This is a genomic window from Mycobacterium gordonae (assembly GCF_001417955.2).
Lineage (GTDB): Bacteria > Actinomycetota > Actinomycetes > Mycobacteriales > Mycobacteriaceae > Mycobacterium > Mycobacterium gordonae_B.
In genome coordinates this window covers 1-20835 of sequence record NZ_LKTM01000393.1, presented here as the reverse complement: position 1 = coordinate 20835, position 20835 = coordinate 1, and the positions used below count along the sequence as shown (strand labels likewise).

The window sequence follows — 20835 nt, the reverse complement described above, 5'->3', positions numbered from 1 at the left end:
GCCGTCGCCAAACAGGCCCGCCGACCCGCCGCTGCCGCCCGTTCCGCCGACACCACCGTTCCCGCCCCACCCGCCGTAGGCTTGGTCATCGGATTGGGTGCCGTCAGCGCCGGTTCCGCCGGCGCCGCCCGCACCGCCGACACCGCCGGCACCGCCCTGGCCGTAGAGCCAGCCACCGGCACCGCCGGCGCCGCCCGCACCGCCAACGCCGCCCGTGCCGCCGTACTCGGTGGGACTGGTCGACGAGGTGCTGCCGCCACCCTGCCCCGCGGCACCTCCGGCGCCGCCCGCACCGCCGGTGCCGAACAGGCCGGCGGCCCCGCCGGCGCCGCCGGTTCCTCCATTGCCGCCGGGGCTACCCGTGACGTGCGCGGCGCCGGTGGCCCCGGTGCCGCCGATACCGCCCGCGCCGCCCGCGCCACCGTTACCCCACAGCCAGCCGCCGTTCCCGCCAGAACCGCCGCTGCCGCCGGCCGCGCCGGTCCCGGCCGCGCCATTGGCTCCGCTGCCGCCTGCGCCGCCGTTGCCGATCAGTCCGGCGCTCCCGCCGTTGCCACCCGCGCCGTTGTAGCCGTTACCGCCGTTGCCGTACAGCCAGCCGCCGTCCTGACCGTTGGGGCTGGCCGCGGTGCCATCGGCCCCGTTGCCGATGATCGGCCGCGACAGTAGCGACTCGATGGATTGCAGCGGGCCGGCGTTGGCCGCCTCGGCTGCGGCGTAGGAGTTCGCCGCGCCGGCGAGTGCCTGGGTGAATTGAGAGTGGAACTGGGCCGCCTGCGCGCTGACCGCCTGATAGTCCAGGGCGTGACCGGAGAACAATGACGCCAGCGCCGTCGAGACCTGGTCGGCACCCGCGGCCAGCACTCCCGTGGTGCCGGCGGCGGCCGCCGCGTTCGCGTCCCCGAGCGCCGAGGCGATGCTCTGCACGTTCGCCGCCGCTGCCGTCAGCGCCTCTGGGGCAACCGTCGTAAAGAACATCGCTGCCGCACACCCCGTCCGTAGTCGGTATCTCGTCGAAGACAGAAGGACCCTAATCCCATTCGCCGAAGAATTGCAGCATTTTTATCAATAAAATGGCGTGAGCGGGAAACTGAATAATCTTCAGGATTTGAAATTGAATATTCCTCAGAAGATTCGCGATGCGGTCTTTCTGAATTGCGCCGAAAGTGGCGTTTTCCAGCGAGAACGTGAGGGCTACGTCAGAAACTGATCATTATGCTGTCCGGCGGCCGGAGGGAGCTCGGTGACCCGGGCGTCGAAGCTCGAGTAGCGTGCCGGGGTGCGGATGACCGTAATGGTGTTGTCGCCGCTGCCCACTTCCAGGGCCAGGTCGTTCTCGGCGAACAACGGTGTGTCGACCACCTGCTTCCAGGTGTAGGCCAGACACGCCATCAGGCCACCGTCCTGCAGCAGTTGCACCCACTCCGCGGCAGTCTTGGTGGCCAGTGCCGATTCGAGTTCGTCGGTCAACTCGGGGTAGTTGATCGCTCGCGAGCGCTGATCGGCGAACCGCTCGTCGTCGATGAGATCGGGGCGGTCGATGATCTCGCAGAGCTTCGCCCAGTGCTTGGGCACGTAGGCGCTGATCACCAGGTAGCCGTCGGAGGCTTTGTAGGCGTCCGACGGTTGCGTGGCGAAGCCGACTCCCTTGCGCTTCTTCGCCGGGGGCACGGCCGGCGCGGGCTTCGCCGGTTGCTCGCTGGGCTTGTTCAGATGAATGGTCAGCTGGTTGGCCTGCAGGCTGACGGCGACGTCGTACATCGCGACCTGCACCAGATCACCCACCCCGTGCCGCTCGCGATTGAGCAGTGCCGCCAGCACCGCCTGTGCGAGCACGTGCCCGCTGGCGTTGTCGACCAGCTGGAACGGGATGATCTGCGGTTTGCCCGTGGGCGTGGTCATCCCGGTGCACATTCCCGCCTCGGCGGCCACCATCAGGTCGACGCCCGGGCGGGTGCCGTTGGGGCCGTTTCCCCCGAACGCGCTCAGGCGCGCGTAGATCAGCCTGGGGTTGCGGGCACGCAACTCGTCGGGGCCCAGGCCCAGCCGTTCCATCACCCCCGGGCGGAACCCCTCCAGGACGACGTCGGCGGTGTCGGCCAGTCGCAGAATCTGCTGCCTCGCAGCCTCCTCCGTCAGGTCCACCGCCACCGACTTCTTGCCCCGGTTATTGGGCAGGAAGTAGGTGGCCAGCGGGGGGCGGCCGGGCAGCACCGAGGTGAGCCGCCGGGCCTGCTCGCCGCCGGGCGCTTCGATCTTGACGACTTCGGCGCCGAGGTCGGCCAGGATCTGACCGGCCAGCGGCCCGGCCACATTCTGGGTGAAGTCCAGTACCCGGAAGCCGTCGAGCGGCTTGGCGGAGTTCGGCATCAGCTGGGCCCCCCTGCAAGCACCGCGGTGCAGTAGTAGTTCTCGGTGAACATGGTTTCGTCGGTGGAGCGGCCAGTGGCGTGCGGGCGGAACCCGTTGGCGACCAGCAGCTCGTTGAGCAGGGTGCGGGTGACGCGCCATCCGTGCCGCTGCAGATAGGTCGCGACGTCGTTGCGGTCGCCGGGGTAGCCCAGTCGGTCCATTTCGACGTCGAGGCCATGCTCGTACCACCGGGCGAAGATCGCGTCGTACAGTTCCCGGCTGGCCGGAGCGGCGAAGAACACCTCGGCAAGCAGCCGGCTGCCGGCGGCGCTGAGCGCGGAGATGTTGTCCAGCAACAGGTCCTGGCCCGCGGGCGGCAGGTAGCCGAACAGGCCCTCGGCGGCCCAGGCGGTGGGCCGGGTGGCGTCGAACCCGGCCGCACGCAGCGCCTTGGGCCAGTCCTGGCGCAGGTCGATCGGCACACCCCGCACGTCGGCGGTGGGAACGGCGCCCAGGGCCGCCAGCGTCGCGGCCTTGAATTCGATCACCTGCGGGACGTCGATCTCGAAGACGGTCGTTCCCGCGGCCCACGGCAGGCGGTAGCCGCGGGCGTCGAGGCCGGACGCCAGGATCACGGCCTGTCGTGTCCCGGCATCCTGGCCGGTGACGAAGAACTCGTCGATGTGACGGGTGCGGGCGGCCTGCTGGTCGGTCATGCGCTGCATGCCCCAGGGGGCGTCGGGGAAGTCGACGTCGGCGGTGTCCAGTTCGCCGGTTGCCCACCGGGTGAAGAAGTCGATGCCGACTGCGCGCACCAACGGTTCGGCGAAGGGATCGTCGATCAGCGCCGCTCTGCTGGCCCGGGCGCGTCCCGCGGCCACCATGGTTGCCGTCGCGCCCACACTGAACGCCAGGTCCCAGGTGTCGTCGTCGGTGCGCACCATCTGGATCCTCCCGCAGCTGACCTGGTGGTTAGCCACTGTAACTAACCGGGCGCGCGTCGATTCCGGCGCGCTGGCGACGCTGGCACTACCATCGCGGAAATGACTCGTCCCGGCGCCGTTGGAGAACCCGCCGGCGTCGTCGAGGGATGCCATCAGGATGCGGCACCGCACGACGCCGCCTGGCAGCGCGATGTCTCCTGGGCGCGCCGGCTGGCCTGGATCAGCCTGGCGGTGCTGCTCATCGAGGGCGGCGTCGGCCTCTGGGAGGGCATCGCGGTCCGGTCGGTCGCCCTGACCGGGTGGGCGCTGGGAGGGGCGTCCGAAGGGCTGGCCAGCGCGATGGTGCTGTGGCGCTTCACCGGCGACCGCACCCTGTCGGCGACCGCCGAGCGGCGCGCCCAACGTGGTGTCGCGATCTCCTTCTGGCTGGTGGCGCCGTATGTCGCCGCCGAATCGGTCCGCCACCTCGTCGGCGGTGAGCATGCCGAGACCTCGGTGCTCGGCATCGCGCTGACCGCGCTGGCGTTGGTATTGATGCCGATCCTCGGCTGGGCCCACCACCGGGTGGGCGCGCGCCTGCACTCCGGCGCGACGGAGGGGGAGGGCACCCAGAACTATCTCTGCGCCACCCAGGCCGCCGGCGTGCTGGCCGGACTGGCCATCACCGCGGCCTGGCCCGCGGGGTGGTGGATCGACCCGGTGATCGGGCTGGCCGTGGCCGGTGTCGCCATGTGGCAGGGCGTGCTGGCCTGGCGCGGCAAAGATTGTTGCTGATCCGCGGGTATGCGCGGGCCGTGTTTTGACGCGTCGGCAAGCACGATGTACCTGGGGGATGTACCGTGGCGTTCTAGTGATTTCTGGGGCGGACAGACCACGAGCAGCGCGATGAGACTTTGACCACGGTGCCTCGAGGAGCAGTGAGCCATGGATTTCGCAAGCTATCCGCCGGAGGTCAACTCGGCTCGGATGTTTGCCGGTCCCGGATCAGGACCGTTGCTGGTCGCTGCCGAGGCGTGGGCTGCGCTCGCCGCCGGCCTGAATTCGGCGGCTGATTCGTACCAGGCGGTGGTATCGGGACTGAGTGCCGGCCCCTGGTTGGGGCCGTCGTCTGCGTCGATGAGTGCTGCAGCCGCGTCGTATGCGGCCTGGTTGCGACTCACCGCCGCACAGGCCGAAGAAACCTCTGCGCAGGCCAAGGCCGCGGCAGCTGCCTACCAAACCGCATTTTCCGCGACGGTTCCGCCGCCGATCGTGGCGGCCAACCGCAGTCAACTGATGATCCTGATCGCGACCGATGTATTCGGAATCAACACCCCGGCGATCGCGGCCACCGAAGCGCAGTACGCGGAGATGTGGGCCCAGGACGCGGCGGCGATGTACGGCTACGCGGCCTCGTCGGCCTCGTCGACGTCGCTGACGCCGTTCAACCCACCCCCGCAGACCACTGACCCGGAGGGCCTGGCCAACCAAGCCGCCGCTGTCGCTGCCGACGGTATCGCCGGCACCGTGGGGAGCCGAGTGCAAGAAGCCTTCTCCGCTGTGCCCAGCGCTTTGCAGAGCGCGGCGGCCCCGGCAGCGGCCACGGACGACCCTTTGTTCCTGCTGTCCCTGCTGGCCGACCTGTCCGCCCTCACCTTCGGCGTATCGGCGGGAATCGCCACCATCGGTATCGGCGTGCCTGCCGCTGTGCTCGGGATAGTGAATCTTCCGGTGGCTGTCTACAGCACCCTGGTGGGTTTACACAGCGACGAGGTCCTCAGTGACTTGGATGACGTGGAGCCCTATCCGGGTTCGGAGGTGGCGCCAGTGAAGCCGTTGCCGTCGCCGCCGCTCAACGTGCAGGCAGGCGCGGCGCAAAGGTTGTCGGCGGGACTGGGCGAGGCGAACGCCGTCGGGGCGTTATCGGTGCCGGCAGCGTGGACCGCTGCAACGCCGGCGGTGCGCCCCGTGGCGTACTCGCTGCCGGCGCTGGGCGGGACCCCGTCCGGCGCTGCCGCCGCACCGGCGGCGGAAGCCGGGACAGGCACCATGCTCGCCCAGATGGCGATGGCGGGCATGGCTGGACGAGCGATGGCCGGAACTGTTGGTACCGGCCGGAGCGCCGGCAAGGAGGCCAAGAAGGCAACCGGGGCCGCTCGCGCCAGAACTGCGGCGGCCGCCGGCGACAAGAGGGCACTTGGCGAGAACGGAGCGGCGCCCGGCGACAAGCCCCGGGCAGTGGTCACCGGAGTCGCGGCCGAGCTACGTGAGTTCACCAAGCTCCGTGACGAGGGGATTTTGACCGACGAGGAATACACGGAGCAGAAGAACCGGCTGCTCGGTCGCTGAACCGCACGTCGGGCAACTGCCGCGGTCATCGAGAAGAGGTATGCGCAGCAATGGATTTCGGGATCTATCCGCCGGAGGTCAACTCCGGACGGATGTATGCCGGTCCAGGCGCGGGCCCGATGCTGGCGGCCGCACAGGCCTGGCAGAGCGTGGCCGACCAGTTGTACACGACGGTCGGCGGATATCAGTCGGCGGTGTCCGAACTCACGGAGGGGGCTTGGTCGGGTCCGTCGGCCGCGGCGATGAGCGCGGCGGCGGGGTCCTACGTGGAATGGCTGAGCGCCACCGCTGCGCGGACGGAACAGACCGCCGCCCAAGCATGGACCGCGGTCGCCGCCTACGAGGCGGCGTTCGCAGCCACGGTGCCTCCGCCGGAGATCGCCGCCAACCGTGCCCTGCTGGCGGTGCTGGTGGCGACCAACTTTCTGGGACAGAACACACCGGCGATCGCGGCCACCGAGGCGGTTTACGCCGAAATGTGGGCGCAGGACAGCTTGGCGATGTACAACTACGCAGCTTCGTCGGCGGCCGCGTCGGTGCTGACTCCCTTCACCCCTCCGCACCAGAACACCGACCCGGGCGCGACGGCCGGCCAGGCCGCCGCGATCAGCCAGATCGGTACCCTCGCCGGTGCCGTGCAAGATGCAATATCGGTTGTGCCGCAGGCCTTGTCGGCGATGGCAGTACCGGCCGAGTTGGAACTCGTGACGCTCTTGCTCGATCTCCTTTTCATTGCGCCAATCGACGCGGCGGCCCTTTTCGCGATCGTCCCGGCGGACGTGATCGGTACATTCGGGGATTTTCCTCTCGCCGCGTTCACCGCTGTTTCCGGTGCCGATGACGATGAGACCGTCAGCGAGTGGGACGGGGTGGAGCCATTGGTGGCGCCCCCAGCGAACCTGCCCTCTGGCGGTATTCCCACGCCGACGCTGTCAGCGGCCTTCGGCCAGGCGAACGTGGTCGCGGGATTGCGGGTGCCCGCGAGCTGGACCCGAATCGCCACTGCCGCAGCCGAAGTGCGGCCGGCTGCGCTGGTTACACCGTTGGCGAGTGCGGACCCGGCGGCGGGGCCGGCGGCGGCAGGCAACGTGTCAAACACGTTGAACCAGATGGGTGTCGGCGCAATGGCCGGGCAACCGACGGTGGGTACGCAGGCCGCTGCGGGCGGGCCGAAGAATGCCGCTGCGGCGCAACTCATCGGTTCCAACGAGGATGCGCCGGCCGAGGAGGTCGAGGTGATAGCAGCGCCGCGGACCGTCATGACCGGCGTTGCCGCCGCGATCCGCGACCTCGCCGGACAGCGCGCCGCTGGACTGCTGAGCGAACAGGAATACACCGAGCAGAAGAAGATGCTGCTGGAAATCTCGTTTGGCTCGTAGCTTGGTGTGGCTCAGTCCAACCGGTACCGGATCAGCCGGGAACTGTTGGCCACCACGGCGACCGACGACGCGTTGTGCAGGATCGCGGCCAGTACCGGCGACAGCGCACCGCCGGCACCGATGAGCAGACCGGCGGCGTTGACCGCGATCGACATGCCGTAGTTCTCCCGGATGACGTCGACGGCGCGGGCGCCCAGATCCCGCACGTCGAGCAGGCGGTATAGGTTGTCGTTGGCCAGCGCCACGTCTGCGGTCTCGACGGCGACGTCGGTTCCGGCCAGGCCCATCGCGATACCGATGTCGGCGGCCGCGAGCGCCGGGGCGTCGTTGACGCCGTCGCCGACCATCCCGACCACGTGGCCCTCGTCCTGCAGCTGGCGGACGACCTGGAGCTTGTCCTCGGGCATCACCTCGGCGCGCCACTCGTCGATGCCCAGTTCTGCGGCCACCACCGCGGCGATGTCGGGGTGGTCGCCGGTGAGCATCACGATCCGCCGAACACCACTGTCGCGCAACTGGTTCAGCACGTCGGCCGCATCCGGGCGCACCTCGTCCCGCAGGCTGATCACACCCACCAGGGTGCCGTCCACGGCCAACAACAGCGGCGTCTCGGCCTCGCGGCGCAGCTTGTCGACCCATTCCTGCGCCTTCTTGGACACCTTGACCTTCTCGGCGCGCAGCAGACCCGGGCTGCCCAGCAGCAGGGTGCGCCCGTCGGCCCACGTCCGCATGCCCAGGCCGACCAGCACCTCGCACTCCTCGTGCGGCGGGATGCTGATGTGGCGTTCCTCGGTCGAGCGGATGACGGCCTCGGCCAGTGGGTGGCGGGAGTGGATCTCCGAGCTGGCGGCATACGCCAGCACCTGCTCGGGGTCCCAATCCTTGTGCAAAGAAACGATATTGGTCACCACCGGGCGTCCGACCGTCAGCGTTCCGGTCTTGTCGAAGACGATCGCGTCCACCCGGCCGGCCTGTTCGAGGTGTGATCCGCCCTTGATCAGGATGCCGCGGCGGGCGCCGTTGCCGATCGCGGCGCTGATGGCCGTCGGGGTGGACAGGCCCACCGCGCACGGGCAGGCGATCAGCAGCATGGTCATCGCGCGCCGGACGTCACCGGTGACCAGCAGGGTCAGCGCCGAGACGACGAAGGACGTGGGCACGAAGCGGCGGGAGAAGTTTTCCCCGACGGTCTGAATGGGAGCTCGATCATGTTGCGCCTCTTCGACTCTGGTGATGATGCGCCCGATGGTGGTCTGGTTGCCGACCGCCTGGGCGCGGACCACCAGGCGCCCGCGCACCACCACCGAGCCGGCGTGCACGTGCGCCCCGGCCGTGATGCTGACCGGGAGGTTCTCGCCGGTGATGGCGGACTGGTTGACCACCGCCTCGCCCTCGACCACCTCGCCGTCGACCGGGATGGCGACATGGTCGTGCACCACCACCTCGTCGCCGATCTCCAGGGTGTCGATCGCCACCTGGACCTCGGCGCCGTCCGGCAGCCGGATCCAGGCGGTGTCCTGGTTGCCGCGCAGCAACTCCGAGATGGCCCGCCGGGTCCGGCGCAGCGTCAGGTCCTGCAGGTATTCGCCGATGTTGAGCAGCCACAGGACGGTCAGCGCGACGACGTTCTCGCGCAGGATGAGGCTGGCGACCGTCGCCGCCGAGACCAGTGCGTCGGTGCCGAGCTTGCCCGAGCCCACCGAGCGCAGCGCGCCGCGCAGGAAGGGGTAGCCGGTGAAGACGGTGACGCCGGTGGCGACCATCCGGCCGCTCGGCCCGAGCAGCGGCGGCCGCGCGAAGACGTAGCGGCGCACGCCGAGCAGGGCCAGCGCCGCGCCGCCGACGACCATGCGCAGCACGTCGCTGTTGCGGATCTCCTCGGAATGGGGTGAGCGGGCGGGGATCAGTTCCGCGGCAAGGTGTGCCGCGCCGTTGATCGCTTCCAGCACGACGGCACGGTCACAACGCCTGGGGGAGTACCAGACGACGACCGAACCGGTGCGCGGGTAGGCGTGTACGACGCGCACGCCTTCGCATTTGGCGACGGCTTCCTCCACGGCCACGGCGCGCCGCGAGTTGGCGCGAACCCAGTCCACCCGTACCCGCATGCGACCGGCCGCATCGGAGATCACCTGCAGCGCAGGGTCAGCAGACGGCGCGATGTCGGGGACCAGCGCGAGGGCCACCGGATCAGTGGTCGTGGTTGTGGGCGTCGCCGACGGCCGGCGTCGGTGCCTCCTCGCCGATGCGTTCGCGCGCCTCGGCCATCACGTCGGCGATCTTGAGCCGGGCCGACTCGGCGGCCTCCTCGGCTTTGCGGGTGCTGCGCAGGCCGAGTTCGGCACCCTTGACGGCGGTTTCGTGCAGCGGCGCCTTCTTGGCGGCTTTCTTCAGCACCTCGTACGCGGTCACCCCGGCCAGGCCGGTGATCACCGTCGAAGCCGCCTTCGCCAAAAGCACCTGCACCGCCATTGCCTGAACCCTTCCGTCGATCGCCTTGCGGTCGACGTTAACATTGAAATATTGCGATATCAACATGTATCTCCCCGTGGCCGAGCAGACGTAAACTCGCACGCGCGGAGACCATCGCGTGCGATTTCGCGTCTGGTCGCGGCTGACCAGGACTACATCACAGAACCTTGGTGACCTTCTCCATCTCGACCCTCCGCTGCTGCGCCGCCGGATCCGGATTGGCCACCTGCACCAGCGATCCGCCGACCGACAACACCGCCAGCAGCCCGTCCACCAGCTTCTCCGGCCGCTCCCACGTTGCCGTGGACAGCACCCGGTCGCCCGGCGTCAGGCCCTGCATCGCCGCCGATTGCACACACGCCGCCACCAGTTGACCAGCCGACTGGCCGGCCAGCGCCGGTCCCGGCGCGGGTTCGGGAACGATCTGGTCGCCGTGCACCCGCACCGCGGTGGCGTAGTCGGTGACGCCGATCGGCAGGTCGGGGACCGGCCGGCCGAACGGATCCAGCGACAGCACCGCAACCTCGCCGCCGGCCACAAGGCCATCCGCCTCGTCGAGCCGGTCGAAGGTGCACAACGCGATATCCGCCGGACCATCCAGCACCGCCTCGGCGCCGATCCACCACACCCCGAACAGCACCGCCGCCGTCTGCCAGTGCGCCGGCAACAACACCGCGACCCGGCTGCCCGGCCCGGCGCCCAACTCGTCGCGCAGCAGGTTGGCGGTCTTGGCGGCCCAGTTGGCCAACGTCACCGCGGACAGCTCGATGCGCTCGCCGGTCGAGTCGTCGTAGTAGGTGATGCGCGGGCCGACCGGGTCGGCACGCAGCAAGGGGTCCAGGATGGCCCCGGACAGGGTCGGGTTCAGTTGATGCACTCCGGCTTCTCCGAGCCCGCGGTGAGGATCGGTGACGGCGCCGGAACGTTGCTGCTGTTGACCGATCCGACGGTCGATGCGCGCGCGGGCGTAGGCGTCGAACCGTCGAGGCCTGAGCCCGGTCCCGTGTAGTCGTTGGCCAGCACCACCCGCACCTGCCCGGCCGGAATCGAGGAGTCGGCGACGACGGGCAGTCCACCCAGTTGACGGGCGATTTCCTGGGCGCCCAGGTCGTCGGTTTTCGCCGCCCGCACCTGGCTGTTCTTGACGTGGCCGCCCTCGTTGTTGCCGGCTGAGCCGGCAGCGAATCCCTTGGCGCTGAGCACGTCGAGGACCGCGGAGGCCAGGCCGTTGATGTCGGTGTCGTTCATCACGTTGGCGGTGGTCTTGCCGGGTGTGTAGGCGAGTTCCTCGGTCTTGCCCTGGTCCTGCTCGTGCAGCAGGCCGCCCACCCATTCCTGTACCGCGTGCGGATCCACCCGCACCACACTCTGCATGCCGTCGTCGCTCCAGCCGGCCCCGTCGAGTACCGGGATGGTGGCGAACGCGACGTTGCCGCCGGTCAGCTTGGACACCTGCTGGACGAAGTCCATGATGTTCCAGCCTTCCGAGATCACCACCGAGCGTTGCACGGCCGCCTCGAGTCGCTTGAGCGTGGTCGGGCTGGACAGCGTCTTACCGGAGATCACCCGGTGGGCCAGCGACGCCATCACGACCTGCTGGCGCACCACCCGGTCCAGGTCGCCGCGCGGCAGCTCGTGGCGCTGCCGCACGAAGCTCAGGGCCTGCGGGCCGTTCAGCCGCTGCTGGCCGGCCGGGAAGTCGGCGCCCGAAAGTGGTTCGTAGACGGCGTCTTTGAGGCAGACCTCGACGCCGCCGAGGGCGTCGGCGATCAGCGCGAAGCCGAGCAGGCCGATCTCGGCGTAGTGGTCGACGGTGACGCCGGTGAGATCGGCCACCGTCTTGATCAGCGCCTCGCGGCCGGCCTGGGTGCCTGCGGTGGCGGCTTCGGCGGGCGAGGCGCCGGCCTGCACCAGGCTGGTGCGCTTGATCTCGCGGGTCTGCCCGTAGACGCCGTTGATCTTGGTCTTGCCCAGTCCGGGTGCCTGCACGTAGGAGTCGCGGGGGATCGAGATCGCGGTCGCCGACTTCCCGTTGTTCGGTATCCGGACCAGGATGATGGTGTCGGTGTTGGTGGCTTCCTCGTCGCCGGCGCGCAGGGTGGCCAATTCCTCAGCGGTCAGCGGGTTGCCGTGCGCGTCGGTGCGGCTGTCCAGGCCGACCAGCAGGATGTCGATCGCGCCGTCGTCGGCGCCGTGGCCCAGCGAGGCCGCCGACATGTGGAAGATGCCGTCCTCGAAGGAGCGGACGTTGCTCCAGGCCACCCCGGTGCCGATCACGACCACCAGGGCCAGAGCCGTCGAGACCACACGAGTCACACGAGCCACACTTTGCGCAGGCATCACTGTAGGCTACTTGTGCAACAGCCGCTTTCCGGGTAGCCGGGCTCGGCGTGCCAGACTCGAACACATGTCGGACAGGCTTGTCATTACCGGTGCGGGGGGGCAGCTGGGCACCCTGGTGGCGGCTCAGGCCATCCGCGAGGGTCGCGACGTGCTGGCCAGGACGTCGGGGGAGTGGGACATCACCGATCCGGTCCTGGCCGACGAGATCATCCAGCCTGGCGATGTCGTCATCAACTGCGCGGCCTACACCGACGTCGACGGCGCCGAGACCGACGAAGCCCGCGCCTACGCCGTCAACGCCACCGGCCCAGAGAACCTCGCCCGTGCGTGCGCCCGCGCCGGAGCCTCGCTGATCCACGTCTCCACCGACTACGTCTTCAACGGCGATTTCGGCGGCGCCGACCCACGCCCCTACGAACCTGACGACACCACCGGCCCGCAGGGCGTCTACGCGGCAAGCAAGTTGGCCGGGGAGCAGGCCGTGCTGGCCGCGCTGCCGGAGGCGGTGGTCGTGCGCACCGCCTGGGTGTACACCGGCGGGTCCGACAGAGGCGATTTCGTCGCCGTCATGCAGCGGTTGGCCGGCCGGGACGGCCCGATCAAGGTGGTCGACGACCAGACCGGCTCGCCCACCTACGCAGCAGACCTGTCCGCCGCGCTGCTGGAGCTGGCCGCCAGTCCCGTGCGGGGACGCGTGCTGCACGCCGCCAACGAGGGTGTGGTGTCACGCTTCGAATGGGCCCGGGCGGTGTTCGAGGAAAGCGGCGCCGACCCCGCGCGGGTGACTCCGTGCAGCAGCGACGAGTTTCCGCGGCCCGCGGCGCGCCCGTCGTATTCGGCGTTGTCCGGGCGGTCGTGGGCGGCCGCCGGCCTCACCCCGCTGCGCCCGTGGCGCGCTGCCCTCAACGCGGCGCTGACGGCCGCCGCCGACCGACCGTTACCCTCTACGCGTGACTGACGTTCTGCCGGTCGTCGCGGTGACCTATTCGCCGGGCCCACACCTGGAGCGGTTTCTGGCCTCGTTGTCGCTGGCCACGGACCGGCCGGTGGGCGTGCTGCTGGCCGACAACGGCTCCACCGACGGCACTCCGGAAGCGGCTGTCGAGCGCTACCCGAACGTGCGCCTGATGCCCACCGGCGCCAATCTCGGCTACGGCACGGCGGTCAACCGCACCATCGAGCACCTGAGCCAGGCGCGTGGCGGTGAATGGGACCGCTTCGACCGGGAGTGGGTGATCGTCGCCAACCCGGACGTGCAGTGGGGTCCGGGCAGCATCGACGCCCTGCTGGAGGCCGCCGCCCGCTGGCCGCGCGCCGGCGCACTGGGTCCGCTGATCCGGGACCCGGACGGGTCGGTGTACCCGTCGGCGCGCCACCTGCCCAGCCTGATCCGCGGCGGCATGCACGCCATGCTCGGGCCGGTGTGGCCGCGCAACCGGTGGACGCGGGCCTACCGGCAGGAGCACCTCGATCCCAGCGAGCGGCCGGTCGGGTGGCTGTCCGGGTCGTGTCTGCTGGTGCGGCGGTCGGCGTTCGACCAGATCGGCGGCTTCGACGAGCGCTACTTCATGTACATGGAAGACGTCGACCTCGGCGACCGGCTCGGAAAAGCCGGCTGGCAGTCCATCTACGTGCCGACGGCCGAGGTGCTGCACCACAAGGGACACTCGACCGGCCGTGACCCGGGCCGCCACCTGGCCGCCCACCACCGCAGTACCTATATCTTTCTGGCCGATCGCAACACCGGGTTTTGGCGGGCCCCGCTGCGCTGGACTTTGCGCGGATCGCTGGCGGTGCGGTCGCGGGTGATGGTGCGCAATGCGGTGCGAAGGTCCCGGCGGGCGGCGCGCGAAGAACTGGCAGAAGGGCGGCGCTGAAGTGGCAACCCATGACGTGGATGCGGTGGTCCTGGTCGGCGGCAAGGGCACCCGATTGCGGCCGCTGACGTTGTCGGCGCCCAAGCCGATGTTGCCGACGGCCGGCCTGCCGTTCCTGACCCACCTGTTGTCGCGGATCGCCGCGGCCGGCATCGAGCACGTGGTGCTGGGCACCTCCTACCGGGCCGAGGTGTTCGAGGCCGAGTTCGGCGACGGCTCCAAGCTGGGGTTGCAGATCGACTACGTCACCGAGGAGAAGCCGCTGGGCACCGGTGGCGGCATCGCCAATGTCGCCGAGAAGCTGCGGCACGACACCGTGATGGTGTTCAACGGCGACGTGCTCTCCGGCACCGACCTGGGCGAGCTGCTGGCTTTCCACCGCGATCACCAGGCCGACGTGACGTTGCACCTGGTGCGGGTGAGCGATCCCCGCGCATTCGGATGCGTGCCGACCGACAGCGACGGCCGGGTGACCGCGTTTCTGGAGAAGACACAGGACCCGCCGACCGACCAGATCAACGCCGGCTGCTACGTGTTCCAGCGGCCGATCATCGACCGGATCCCGCGCGGTCGGGAGGTGTCGGTGGAGCGCGAGGTGTTCCCGGCGCTGCTGTCGGACCCGGACGTGAAGGTGTGCGGCTACGTCGACGCCACCTACTGGCGCGACATGGGCACCCCGGAGGACTTCGTGCGCGGGTCCGCGGACCTGGTGCGCGGCATCGCTCCGTCGCCGGCGCTGCACGGCCAGCGCGGCGAGAGCCTGGTGCACGACGGCGCCGCCGTAGCCCCCGGGGCGCTGCTCATCGGCGGCACGGTGGTGGGGCGCGGGGCCGAGATCGGTCCGGGCGCGCGGCTGGACGGCGCGGTCATCTTCGACGGCGTCAAGGTGGAGGCCGGCAGCGTGATCGAGCGCTCGATCATCGGCTTCGGCGCGCGCATCGGCCCGCGGGCGCTGATCCGCGACGGCGTGATCGGCGACGGAGCGGACATCGGCGCGCGCTGCGAACTGCTGCGCGGCGCGCGGGTGTGGCCGGGCGTATCTATTCCCGACGGCGGCATCCGCTACTCGTCAGACGTCTGAGCCCTCTCGGCGCGCGAACGTGCGGCCAGCTTCACACTCGGCGCAACGACTGCTGCACCAGATACTCCAGCGCGTGATCGGTGCCCGACGGCAACTCGCCGGCCGGCCACCACCGCAGGTCGTCGGACTCGTCGCTGAGTACGATCTGCGCCCCGGCCGGGGCATGCGCCATGAACTGCAGGTCCAGGTGCCGGGTCGGAACCCCCAGCGAGCAGGTGACCGGATGTACATGCACCGCAACCAGTTCCGGCCGCAACCAGAGATTGGCGACGCCGGACTCCTCGGTCGCTTCCCGCAGTGCGGCGGCCAGGATGTCCTCGTCGTCCTCGCAGTGCCCGCCCAGTTGGACCCAGCGGCCCAGCCGGGGATGCAGGGTGAGCAGGACGCGCTCGCCGGTGGCGTCGAGCACCAGGGTGGACGCGGTGACGTGGCCCGGTTCGCACTCGCGCAGGCAGGAGTCGTCGCGGGCGAGCACGAATCCCAGCACCGCCTCCCGCAACGAGTCCTGCGCCGGGTTGGGTGCCTCCCAGTCCGTGAGCAGCGTGATCACCGACTCCCGCACGCTCATCGCGAGCCCCTCCTGGCCCGCCTCGCGGTCCTCCGATGCCGCAGCGCGAACCACGCCGCGCGGCATTGCGCCACCACCTCCGGCGACACACCGAGCTTCTCGATCAGCACCCGCCGGTCCACCAGGTCGAGCGCCTTCTCGATCTCGTTGGCCCGCAACAGCAGATCGACGTCGCCGGCCAGGTCGGGATCGGCGCACGCCGGCGGCGGGACGGGCAACCGCTCGGCCTCGGCGGGTTCGAGCTCCAGAATGCCGCCGCCGTAACTGCGGCCCATGATCTCGGCGAATGCGAAGGTCGCGCTGTTGTGGAACACCGCGGCCAGCGCGTGGGGTTCGGTGCCGGGCGCGACCCGCACCCGGTGCACGGTGTCAGTGCTGGTGGCGCCCGCCCCGTTGACCGTCAGCCGCGCAGACAGGTGAATTTGGCGCAGCATGAACAGATCGGGGACCCACAGCGACGGCGTGACCCACCACGGCTTGCGCAGCGAGCACTTGTAGCCGCGGTGCACGCCGGCCGCCTCGCCGGCCGCGATGTGGGCCAGCAGCGCGCCGTCGCGCGGCTGCGCCGGCGCATGCAGTAACCAGGCGCGCTGACCAGTCGTCAGATCGCTTGTGCGGCAATCATTGTCGTAAACCAGACCGGACAGCTGGACGCTGCGCGAGACCAGCGGCACACAGTACGGTGTGAGTCCCAGCTCGTCCGCCTGTGCGTCGGTGAAGGTGAAGAAGCTGTTGCGGCCCGTCACGATGCCGACGTCCACCTCGGCAAGCAGGCCCAGCCGGGTCAGCCGGCCGGATTCCCTGAGGCCGCGCAGCGTGCATATCTGCGCCGGGTCGAGGAAGTAGGTGGTCCACTTCTCGTGTTCGTGCCGCAGTGCCGGAGCGGACGGCACGTCCAGGTCCGCCGCGACCAGCCCGTCGGCGTCGTCGAGCTGCACGGTGCGGATGCGGGCCGGCCCGGGGCCGACGACGCCGCAGAACAACACCACCTCCTGCAAGACTCCCTCGAACACCAGGCGCCCGAAGCTCAGCAGCGTGATCTCCCGGTAGCGGCTCACCAGGAAGTCGCGCAGCTGCGCCGCATACCCGACCTGCAGCAGCTCGGCGGGCAGCACCAGGCCAACCCGGCCGCCTTCGCGCACCAGGGTGGTGCTCGCCACCACGAACGGCACCCAGGCATTGGTCAACCGGTTGGGGCGCAACCCTTCTCGATGCAGGGCGGCCAGCGCGGGCTCGCGCTGCTGCGCCGGCCAATGCCCGAAGCGGATGTAGGGCGGGTTGCCCGCCACACCGTCCCAGTCCCGGCCGCCCGACCACGAAAACAGGTCCGCGGTGTCAACGGGGGCGAACGTCCGCGCTTTCGCCGCTTCAGCGGCAACGAGTTCCACGCCGCGTGCCTGATCGCTGAGCGCGGCCAGCTCGCGCAGGATCTGCCCGTCACCGCAGGACGGCTCCAGCACCCGGGGTCCGGCCTGGGTGACCCAGCCGGCCAGGAAGCGGGCGATGGGCGCCGGCGTGTAATAGCCGCCGCGAATCTTGTCGGCCGTCACGGCCGCCTTGCCCGCGAACGTCTTCATTTGCGGATCAACAGCTCCGTGATCGGCACCGGCTCGCGTAAACCCGCGGGCTCGGCGGCATAGCCGATCGCCACGGCGCCCAGCGGCTCCCACTCGGCGGGCAGCGAAAGCTCGTCGCGGACGAGGTCGGCAGCGAAGATCGTCGAGCCGATCCAGCAACTGCCCACCCCGCGCACCGCCAGCGCAACCAGCAGCGCCTGCACGGCCGCACCCACCGCGACGGTGAACATGGTGTGCTCGGCCTCGGTGCGGGCGGCGTCCGGATAGCTGTGTGCCCCGTCGGGCACCAGGAACGGAATGATGACTTCGGGTGCGTCGTAGAGGATCTGGCCGCGTGCGACGCGGCGTTCGACGGAGTCCGCCGGGCGGCCGTCGCCGGTGAGGTCGGCACGCCACTTGTCTTTCATCCGGTCCAGCAGCCGCCTCCGGGTGTCCTGGTCCTGCAGCCATACGAACCGCACCGGGCGGGTGTGGTGCGGGGCCGGCGCGGTGAGCGCTTCGGCGACAGCGGATTCGACGGCGGCCGGTGCCACCGGCTCGGCGCTGAATCGCCGCACCGACCGGCGCAGCAGCTGAGCCTGCCCGCGGCCCAACTCGATGGCCTCGGCGGTGCCCAGCCAGAACAGGTCCTCGGTGCCCGCGCGCACCAACTGCCGGGCCGTCGAGCCGTCGTCGACCGGGTTGAGCCCGCGCAGCACGGCGACCGGCATGGCCGTGAGCTTGCCCTTGACCAGGTCGGCCGCGGCCGCGATCTCGTCGGCGACCGCCACCTCGGTGACCACCAGTTCGTTTCCGTGCCGGTCGACGGCACCCGAATAGTTGTGCAGTACGGCCAGACCCGCGGTGCCGACGGCCGCGTCGATCTGTCCGTTGCGCCAGGCGCGGCCCATGGTGTCGGTGATCACCACGGCGACGGTGACGCCGAGCCGCTCGCGCAACCCGGCGCGCAGCGCCGCCGCGCTGGCGTCCGGGTCGAGTGGCAGCAACGCCAATTCGGTTCGCCCGACGTTGGATCCGTCCACTCCGGCCGCCGCCTGAATCAGGCCCAGCCGGTTCTCGGTGATCAGGGTCCGTTCCTTGCGGGCCAGCACCCGCACCGCTTCGTCGTCGACCAGCTTGCGCCGCAACCGGTCTCGTTCCTCGTCGTCCTCGGGCGCCGGGACCAGCCGGCCCTCGCACTTGGACACGACTTTGCTGGTCACCACCACCACGTCGCCGTCACGTAACCACGGCGCGGCCGCACTCAATGCAGCGCCCAAATCGTCACCGGGACGAAACTCGGGAAGCCCGGTGACGGGGAGAATCTCGATGGCGGCGGCGGCGCCGTGCTCACCTGCCGGGGGCAGGGCGGTCACACCGTCACCCCGGCAAGGTCGAGACCCGCACGCACCATGTCGGCGGTGGCCGCCGGGTCGCTCATCAGCAGCGGTACGGCGCGCACCGCCACTCCGTCGATGTCGGCCGCGTCGCCGTCGTGCACCAGCCAGCAGTCCAGAATCCCGGTCGCGCTGCGGGCGCCGTAGTGCCGGCCCACCGCCTGCGCGGTGGACTCCACCCCGATCACCGACAGACAGGCATCGGCCATGCCGCGCAACGGCTTTCCGCCGATGATGGGGGAGTAGCCCACGACCGGGGCGGGGGTGGACCGCAGCGCGCCGCGGATCCCGGGGACGGCCAGGATGGCGCCGACGCTGACCACCGGATTCGACGGTGCCACCAGGATGACGTCGGCTTCGGCGATGGCCGTCACCGCTTCGGTTGTCGCAGAGGCCTTTTCGGCCCCGACGAAGGCGAAGCTGTGGGTGGGCACCTGGGCACGGTGACGCACCCACCACTCCTGGAAGTGGATCGCGCGCCGGCTTGCGGTGGCTGGATCGGAATCCGGATCGGTGATCACCACATGCGTCTCGCAACGGTCGTCGCTGGCCGGCAGCAACCGTGCGCCCGGTTGCCACCGGTCGCACAGTGCCGCGGTGATCTGCGACAGCGGATAACCGGCGTTGAGCATCTGGGTGCGCACCAGGTGAGTGGCCAGATCGCGGTCGCCGAGCATGAACCAGTCGGGCTGCACGCCATAGCGGGCGAGTTCCTCTTTGGCATGCCAGGTTTCGTCGCGGTGGCCCCAGCCACGCTCCGGGTCCACGCCGCCACCGAGGGTGTACATGCACGTGTCGAGGTCCGGGCAGATGCGCACGCCGTGGATCCACGCGTCGTCGCCGATGTTGACGACCGCGTTCAGTTCGTGGCCGGCGTCCTCGCCCTGAGCAAACTGGCCCAGGCCGAGCAACCGCTGCACTCCGAGCAGAAAACGGGCGCCCCCGACGCCCCCGACCAGAACAGTGACTTTCACACCAGGACAGTACCTGCCCGGCGGGACACGTTAGGGTGGGGTGAATCTTGGTAACCAATGTGGCGCAAGGGACTTGTGATCAATTCGTACTCGACACGCCGTGTTTCGTGGACAACAGAATCGCCGAAATTCGATCACGAGATGGTATGGAATTACGCCGAAGTGCTTGACCAGGGTCCCCGGCCCGTGTCTAATCACATCAGTGTCATTTCCCGGTTGGCCGGCCGGTTCCGGTGTCGCAGACCGAGATTCGATCACTTGTTCGAATTGGGCATCTGTACATCAAAACAGTGGGAAACCATTTCAATCTCTATTAGTGAGGAGGCGGAGCATGTCCTATGAGTACCTTCGGGGCGTAATGGGAGGCACACCGCACACCACTCCCGAGCCGGCTGAAACCATCATGCCGCCAGTCCGTCCTCATCTGAGCGTTGTTCCCGATGCGCCCGCTGTGTTCGAGCCGGAGCCGATCGAGGAGATCCCTGCCGATCAGTGGCAGGACAAGGCGCTGTGCGCCCAGACCGACCCCGAAGCCTTCTTCCCGGAGAAGGGCGGTTCCACCCGCGAGGCCAAGAAGATCTGCCTGGGTTGCGAGGTCAGGCACGAATGCCTCGAATACGCCCTCGCGCACGACGAGCGGTTCGGCATCTGGGGAGGCCTGTCCGAACGCGAGCGTCGCCGCCTCAAGCGCGGCATCATCTAAACGCCGATCACCTGCTCAGTCGTCGATCGAGGGGTCGATGACCGAGGGCTCCACGTCCAGATAGATGGCCACCTGGGCCACCAGGATCTCATGCAGCAAGTCGCCGAGTTCGACGGTGTCTTTTGCTCGTCGTTCAATAGGTTTGCGGAACAACACAATTCGCGCTCGTGTCGCGTTTCCGCGGACATCGACGCCGGCCGGTATCAGGCGGGCCAGCGCGATCGGCCCGTCGGCGATCACCTCCGGCGGCCACTGCACACTGTAGGGATCCTTGGCGGAGATGCGCGGAATCTCGTCCACCGCGACGTCGAGTTCGCCGACCCGCTCCTGCCACCGCCGCTCGATCGGTTCGTAGGCCTCCAGGACCGCCATGTCGAACCGCTCGGCCCGGCTGCGCCAGCCCGGCACCGTCGGCGGCAGCAACGGACCGCGCAGATCGCGGCCCCGCCGGCGTCCGGGCCGGCCGTATGGCTGAGCCGATCTTTCCCCGCTCACGCGCCGATGGTAACGGTTGGACGCCGATGGTAACGGTTGGACATCGCCACCGCCGATGCGCGTGTCCGCCGCTGTGGCGGCGTTTTCCCGCGATAGCCTTTCGAGCGTGAACGTACCCCGACGCTGCTGCCGGCCCGGGTGTCCGCATTATGCAGTGGCAACGTTGACGTTCGTCTACTCGGACTCGACGGCGGTGGTCGGCCCACTCGCTACCGCGCGGGAACCGCACTCGTGGGATCTGTGTGTCAACCACGCCGGCCGCATCACGGCACCGCGAGGCTGGGAACTGATGCGCCATGCCGGCCCGCTGCCCACCCATCCCGACGAGGACGACGAACTGGTGGCGCTGGCCGACGCCGTGCGCGA

General features: G+C 69.6%; 20 protein-coding genes. 8 read left to right on the top strand and 12 right to left on the bottom strand.

What is annotated here, in order from left to right; all coding sequences use genetic code 11:
- The 3 genes from AO501_RS34445 to AO501_RS34435 form a co-directional block, all read right to left on the bottom strand.
- On the bottom strand, positions 1 to 978 hold a 978-nt coding region (locus tag AO501_RS34445), incomplete at its 3' end, for a PE family protein (protein WP_055582031.1).
- Between the two features lie 216 nt (positions 979 to 1194).
- Positions 1195 to 2370, bottom strand: coding sequence for a CoA transferase (locus AO501_RS34440; RefSeq protein ID WP_055582030.1), 1176 nt, complete (start codon positions 2368 to 2370; stop codon positions 1195 to 1197).
- Positions 2370 to 3296, bottom strand: a complete 927-nt coding sequence (locus AO501_RS34435) for an SAM-dependent methyltransferase (RefSeq protein WP_055582039.1) — start codon at positions 3294 to 3296, stop codon at positions 2370 to 2372. Before AO501_RS34435 ends, AO501_RS34440 begins: the two co-directional genes overlap by 1 nt.
- A 99-nt stretch (positions 3297 to 3395) precedes the next feature.
- Here AO501_RS34435 and AO501_RS34430 point away from each other — a divergent pair, with 99 nt between their 5' ends.
- The 3 genes from AO501_RS34430 (at position 3396) to AO501_RS40475 (ending at position 7003) form a co-directional block, all read left to right on the top strand.
- Positions 3396 to 4070 carry a cation transporter gene (locus tag AO501_RS34430; protein ID WP_082659025.1) on the top strand — a complete coding sequence of 225 codons (675 nt, stop codon included), beginning with the start codon at positions 3396 to 3398 and terminating at the stop codon, positions 4068 to 4070.
- A 150-nt stretch (positions 4071 to 4220) separates the two neighbouring features.
- Complete coding sequence (locus AO501_RS34425; protein ID WP_055582029.1) at positions 4221 to 5624, top strand: PPE family protein, SVP subgroup; 1404 nt, start codon at positions 4221 to 4223, stop codon at positions 5622 to 5624.
- 50 nt (positions 5625 to 5674) lie between these two features.
- Positions 5675 to 7003 (top strand): PPE family protein, encoded by a 1329-nt coding sequence (locus tag AO501_RS40475; protein ID WP_055582028.1) that lies wholly within the window; start codon positions 5675 to 5677, stop codon positions 7001 to 7003.
- A gap of 11 nt (positions 7004 to 7014) precedes the next feature.
- Here AO501_RS40475 and ctpC read toward each other — a convergent pair whose 3' ends face one another.
- From ctpC to AO501_RS34400, 4 genes are all read right to left on the bottom strand, one after another.
- Complete coding sequence (gene ctpC / locus AO501_RS34415) at positions 7015 to 9111, bottom strand: manganese-exporting P-type ATPase CtpC (RefSeq protein ID WP_156452941.1); 2097 nt, start codon at positions 9109 to 9111, stop codon at positions 7015 to 7017.
- An 82-nt stretch (positions 9112 to 9193) separates the two neighbouring features.
- A complete protein-coding gene (locus AO501_RS34410; protein ID WP_055582037.1) occupies positions 9194 to 9475 on the bottom strand; it encodes a DUF1490 family protein in 282 nt (93 codons plus the stop codon).
- 157 nt (positions 9476 to 9632) lie between these two features.
- Positions 9633 to 10352 carry a TIGR03089 family protein gene (locus AO501_RS34405; RefSeq protein ID WP_197420018.1) on the bottom strand — a complete coding sequence of 240 codons (720 nt, stop codon included), beginning with the start codon at positions 10350 to 10352 and terminating at the stop codon, positions 9633 to 9635.
- On the bottom strand, positions 10340 to 11818 hold the full coding sequence (locus AO501_RS34400; RefSeq protein ID WP_371934971.1) for an LCP family protein: 1479 nt from the start codon (positions 11816 to 11818) through the stop codon (positions 10340 to 10342). Before AO501_RS34400 ends, AO501_RS34405 begins: the two co-directional genes overlap by 13 nt.
- 64 nt (positions 11819 to 11882) lie before the next feature.
- Here AO501_RS34400 and rfbD point away from each other — a divergent pair, with 64 nt between their 5' ends.
- The 3 genes from rfbD to AO501_RS34385 are packed head-to-tail and all read left to right on the top strand — an operon-like array spanning position 11883 to position 14776.
- Positions 11883 to 12776 (top strand): dTDP-4-dehydrorhamnose reductase, encoded by an 894-nt coding sequence (gene rfbD / locus AO501_RS34395; protein ID WP_055582025.1) that lies wholly within the window; start codon positions 11883 to 11885, stop codon positions 12774 to 12776.
- Positions 12769 to 13695 carry a glycosyltransferase family 2 protein gene (locus AO501_RS34390; RefSeq protein WP_055582024.1) on the top strand — a complete coding sequence of 309 codons (927 nt, stop codon included), beginning with the start codon at positions 12769 to 12771 and terminating at the stop codon, positions 13693 to 13695. The genes rfbD and AO501_RS34390 overlap by 8 nt, the downstream gene beginning before the upstream one ends.
- A gap of 1 nt (position 13696) precedes the next feature.
- Complete coding sequence (locus tag AO501_RS34385; RefSeq protein ID WP_055582035.1) at positions 13697 to 14776, top strand: sugar phosphate nucleotidyltransferase; 1080 nt, start codon at positions 13697 to 13699, stop codon at positions 14774 to 14776.
- A gap of 31 nt (positions 14777 to 14807) precedes the next feature.
- Here the strand turns inward: AO501_RS34385 and AO501_RS34380 are convergent, their stop codons facing one another.
- Genes AO501_RS34380 through cofD form a run of 4 tightly spaced genes read right to left on the bottom strand, consistent with a single transcriptional unit; the run spans position 14808 to position 19271 of the window.
- Complete coding sequence (locus AO501_RS34380; protein WP_055582034.1) at positions 14808 to 15344, bottom strand: NUDIX hydrolase; 537 nt, start codon at positions 15342 to 15344, stop codon at positions 14808 to 14810.
- The gene (locus tag AO501_RS34375; RefSeq protein ID WP_055582023.1) at positions 15341 to 16921 is read right to left on the bottom strand and encodes a class I SAM-dependent methyltransferase; all 1581 of its coding nucleotides are present in this window, start codon (positions 16919 to 16921) and stop codon (positions 15341 to 15343) included. Before AO501_RS34375 ends, AO501_RS34380 begins: the two co-directional genes overlap by 4 nt.
- Positions 16918 to 18267, bottom strand: a complete 1350-nt coding sequence (locus tag AO501_RS34370; RefSeq protein WP_055582033.1) for a coenzyme F420-0:L-glutamate ligase — start codon at positions 18265 to 18267, stop codon at positions 16918 to 16920. The genes AO501_RS34375 and AO501_RS34370 overlap by 4 nt, the downstream gene beginning before the upstream one ends.
- A gap of 5 nt (positions 18268 to 18272) precedes the next feature.
- Complete coding sequence (gene cofD / locus AO501_RS34365) at positions 18273 to 19271, bottom strand: 2-phospho-L-lactate transferase (protein WP_055582022.1); 999 nt, start codon at positions 19269 to 19271, stop codon at positions 18273 to 18275.
- A gap of 358 nt (positions 19272 to 19629) precedes the next feature.
- Here cofD and AO501_RS34360 point away from each other — a divergent pair, with 358 nt between their 5' ends.
- Complete coding sequence (locus tag AO501_RS34360) at positions 19630 to 19974, top strand: WhiB family transcriptional regulator (RefSeq protein ID WP_055582021.1); 345 nt, start codon at positions 19630 to 19632, stop codon at positions 19972 to 19974.
- Positions 19975 to 19989: 15 nt separating this feature from the next.
- Here AO501_RS34360 and AO501_RS34355 read toward each other — a convergent pair whose 3' ends face one another.
- Positions 19990 to 20409 (bottom strand): metallopeptidase family protein, encoded by a 420-nt coding sequence (locus AO501_RS34355; RefSeq protein ID WP_055582032.1) that lies wholly within the window; start codon positions 20407 to 20409, stop codon positions 19990 to 19992.
- 166 nt (positions 20410 to 20575) lie between these two features.
- Here AO501_RS34355 and AO501_RS34350 point away from each other — a divergent pair.
- The coding region (locus tag AO501_RS34350) for a DUF3499 domain-containing protein (RefSeq protein ID WP_197420017.1) at positions 20576 to 20835 on the top strand (260 nt) is incomplete at its 3' end.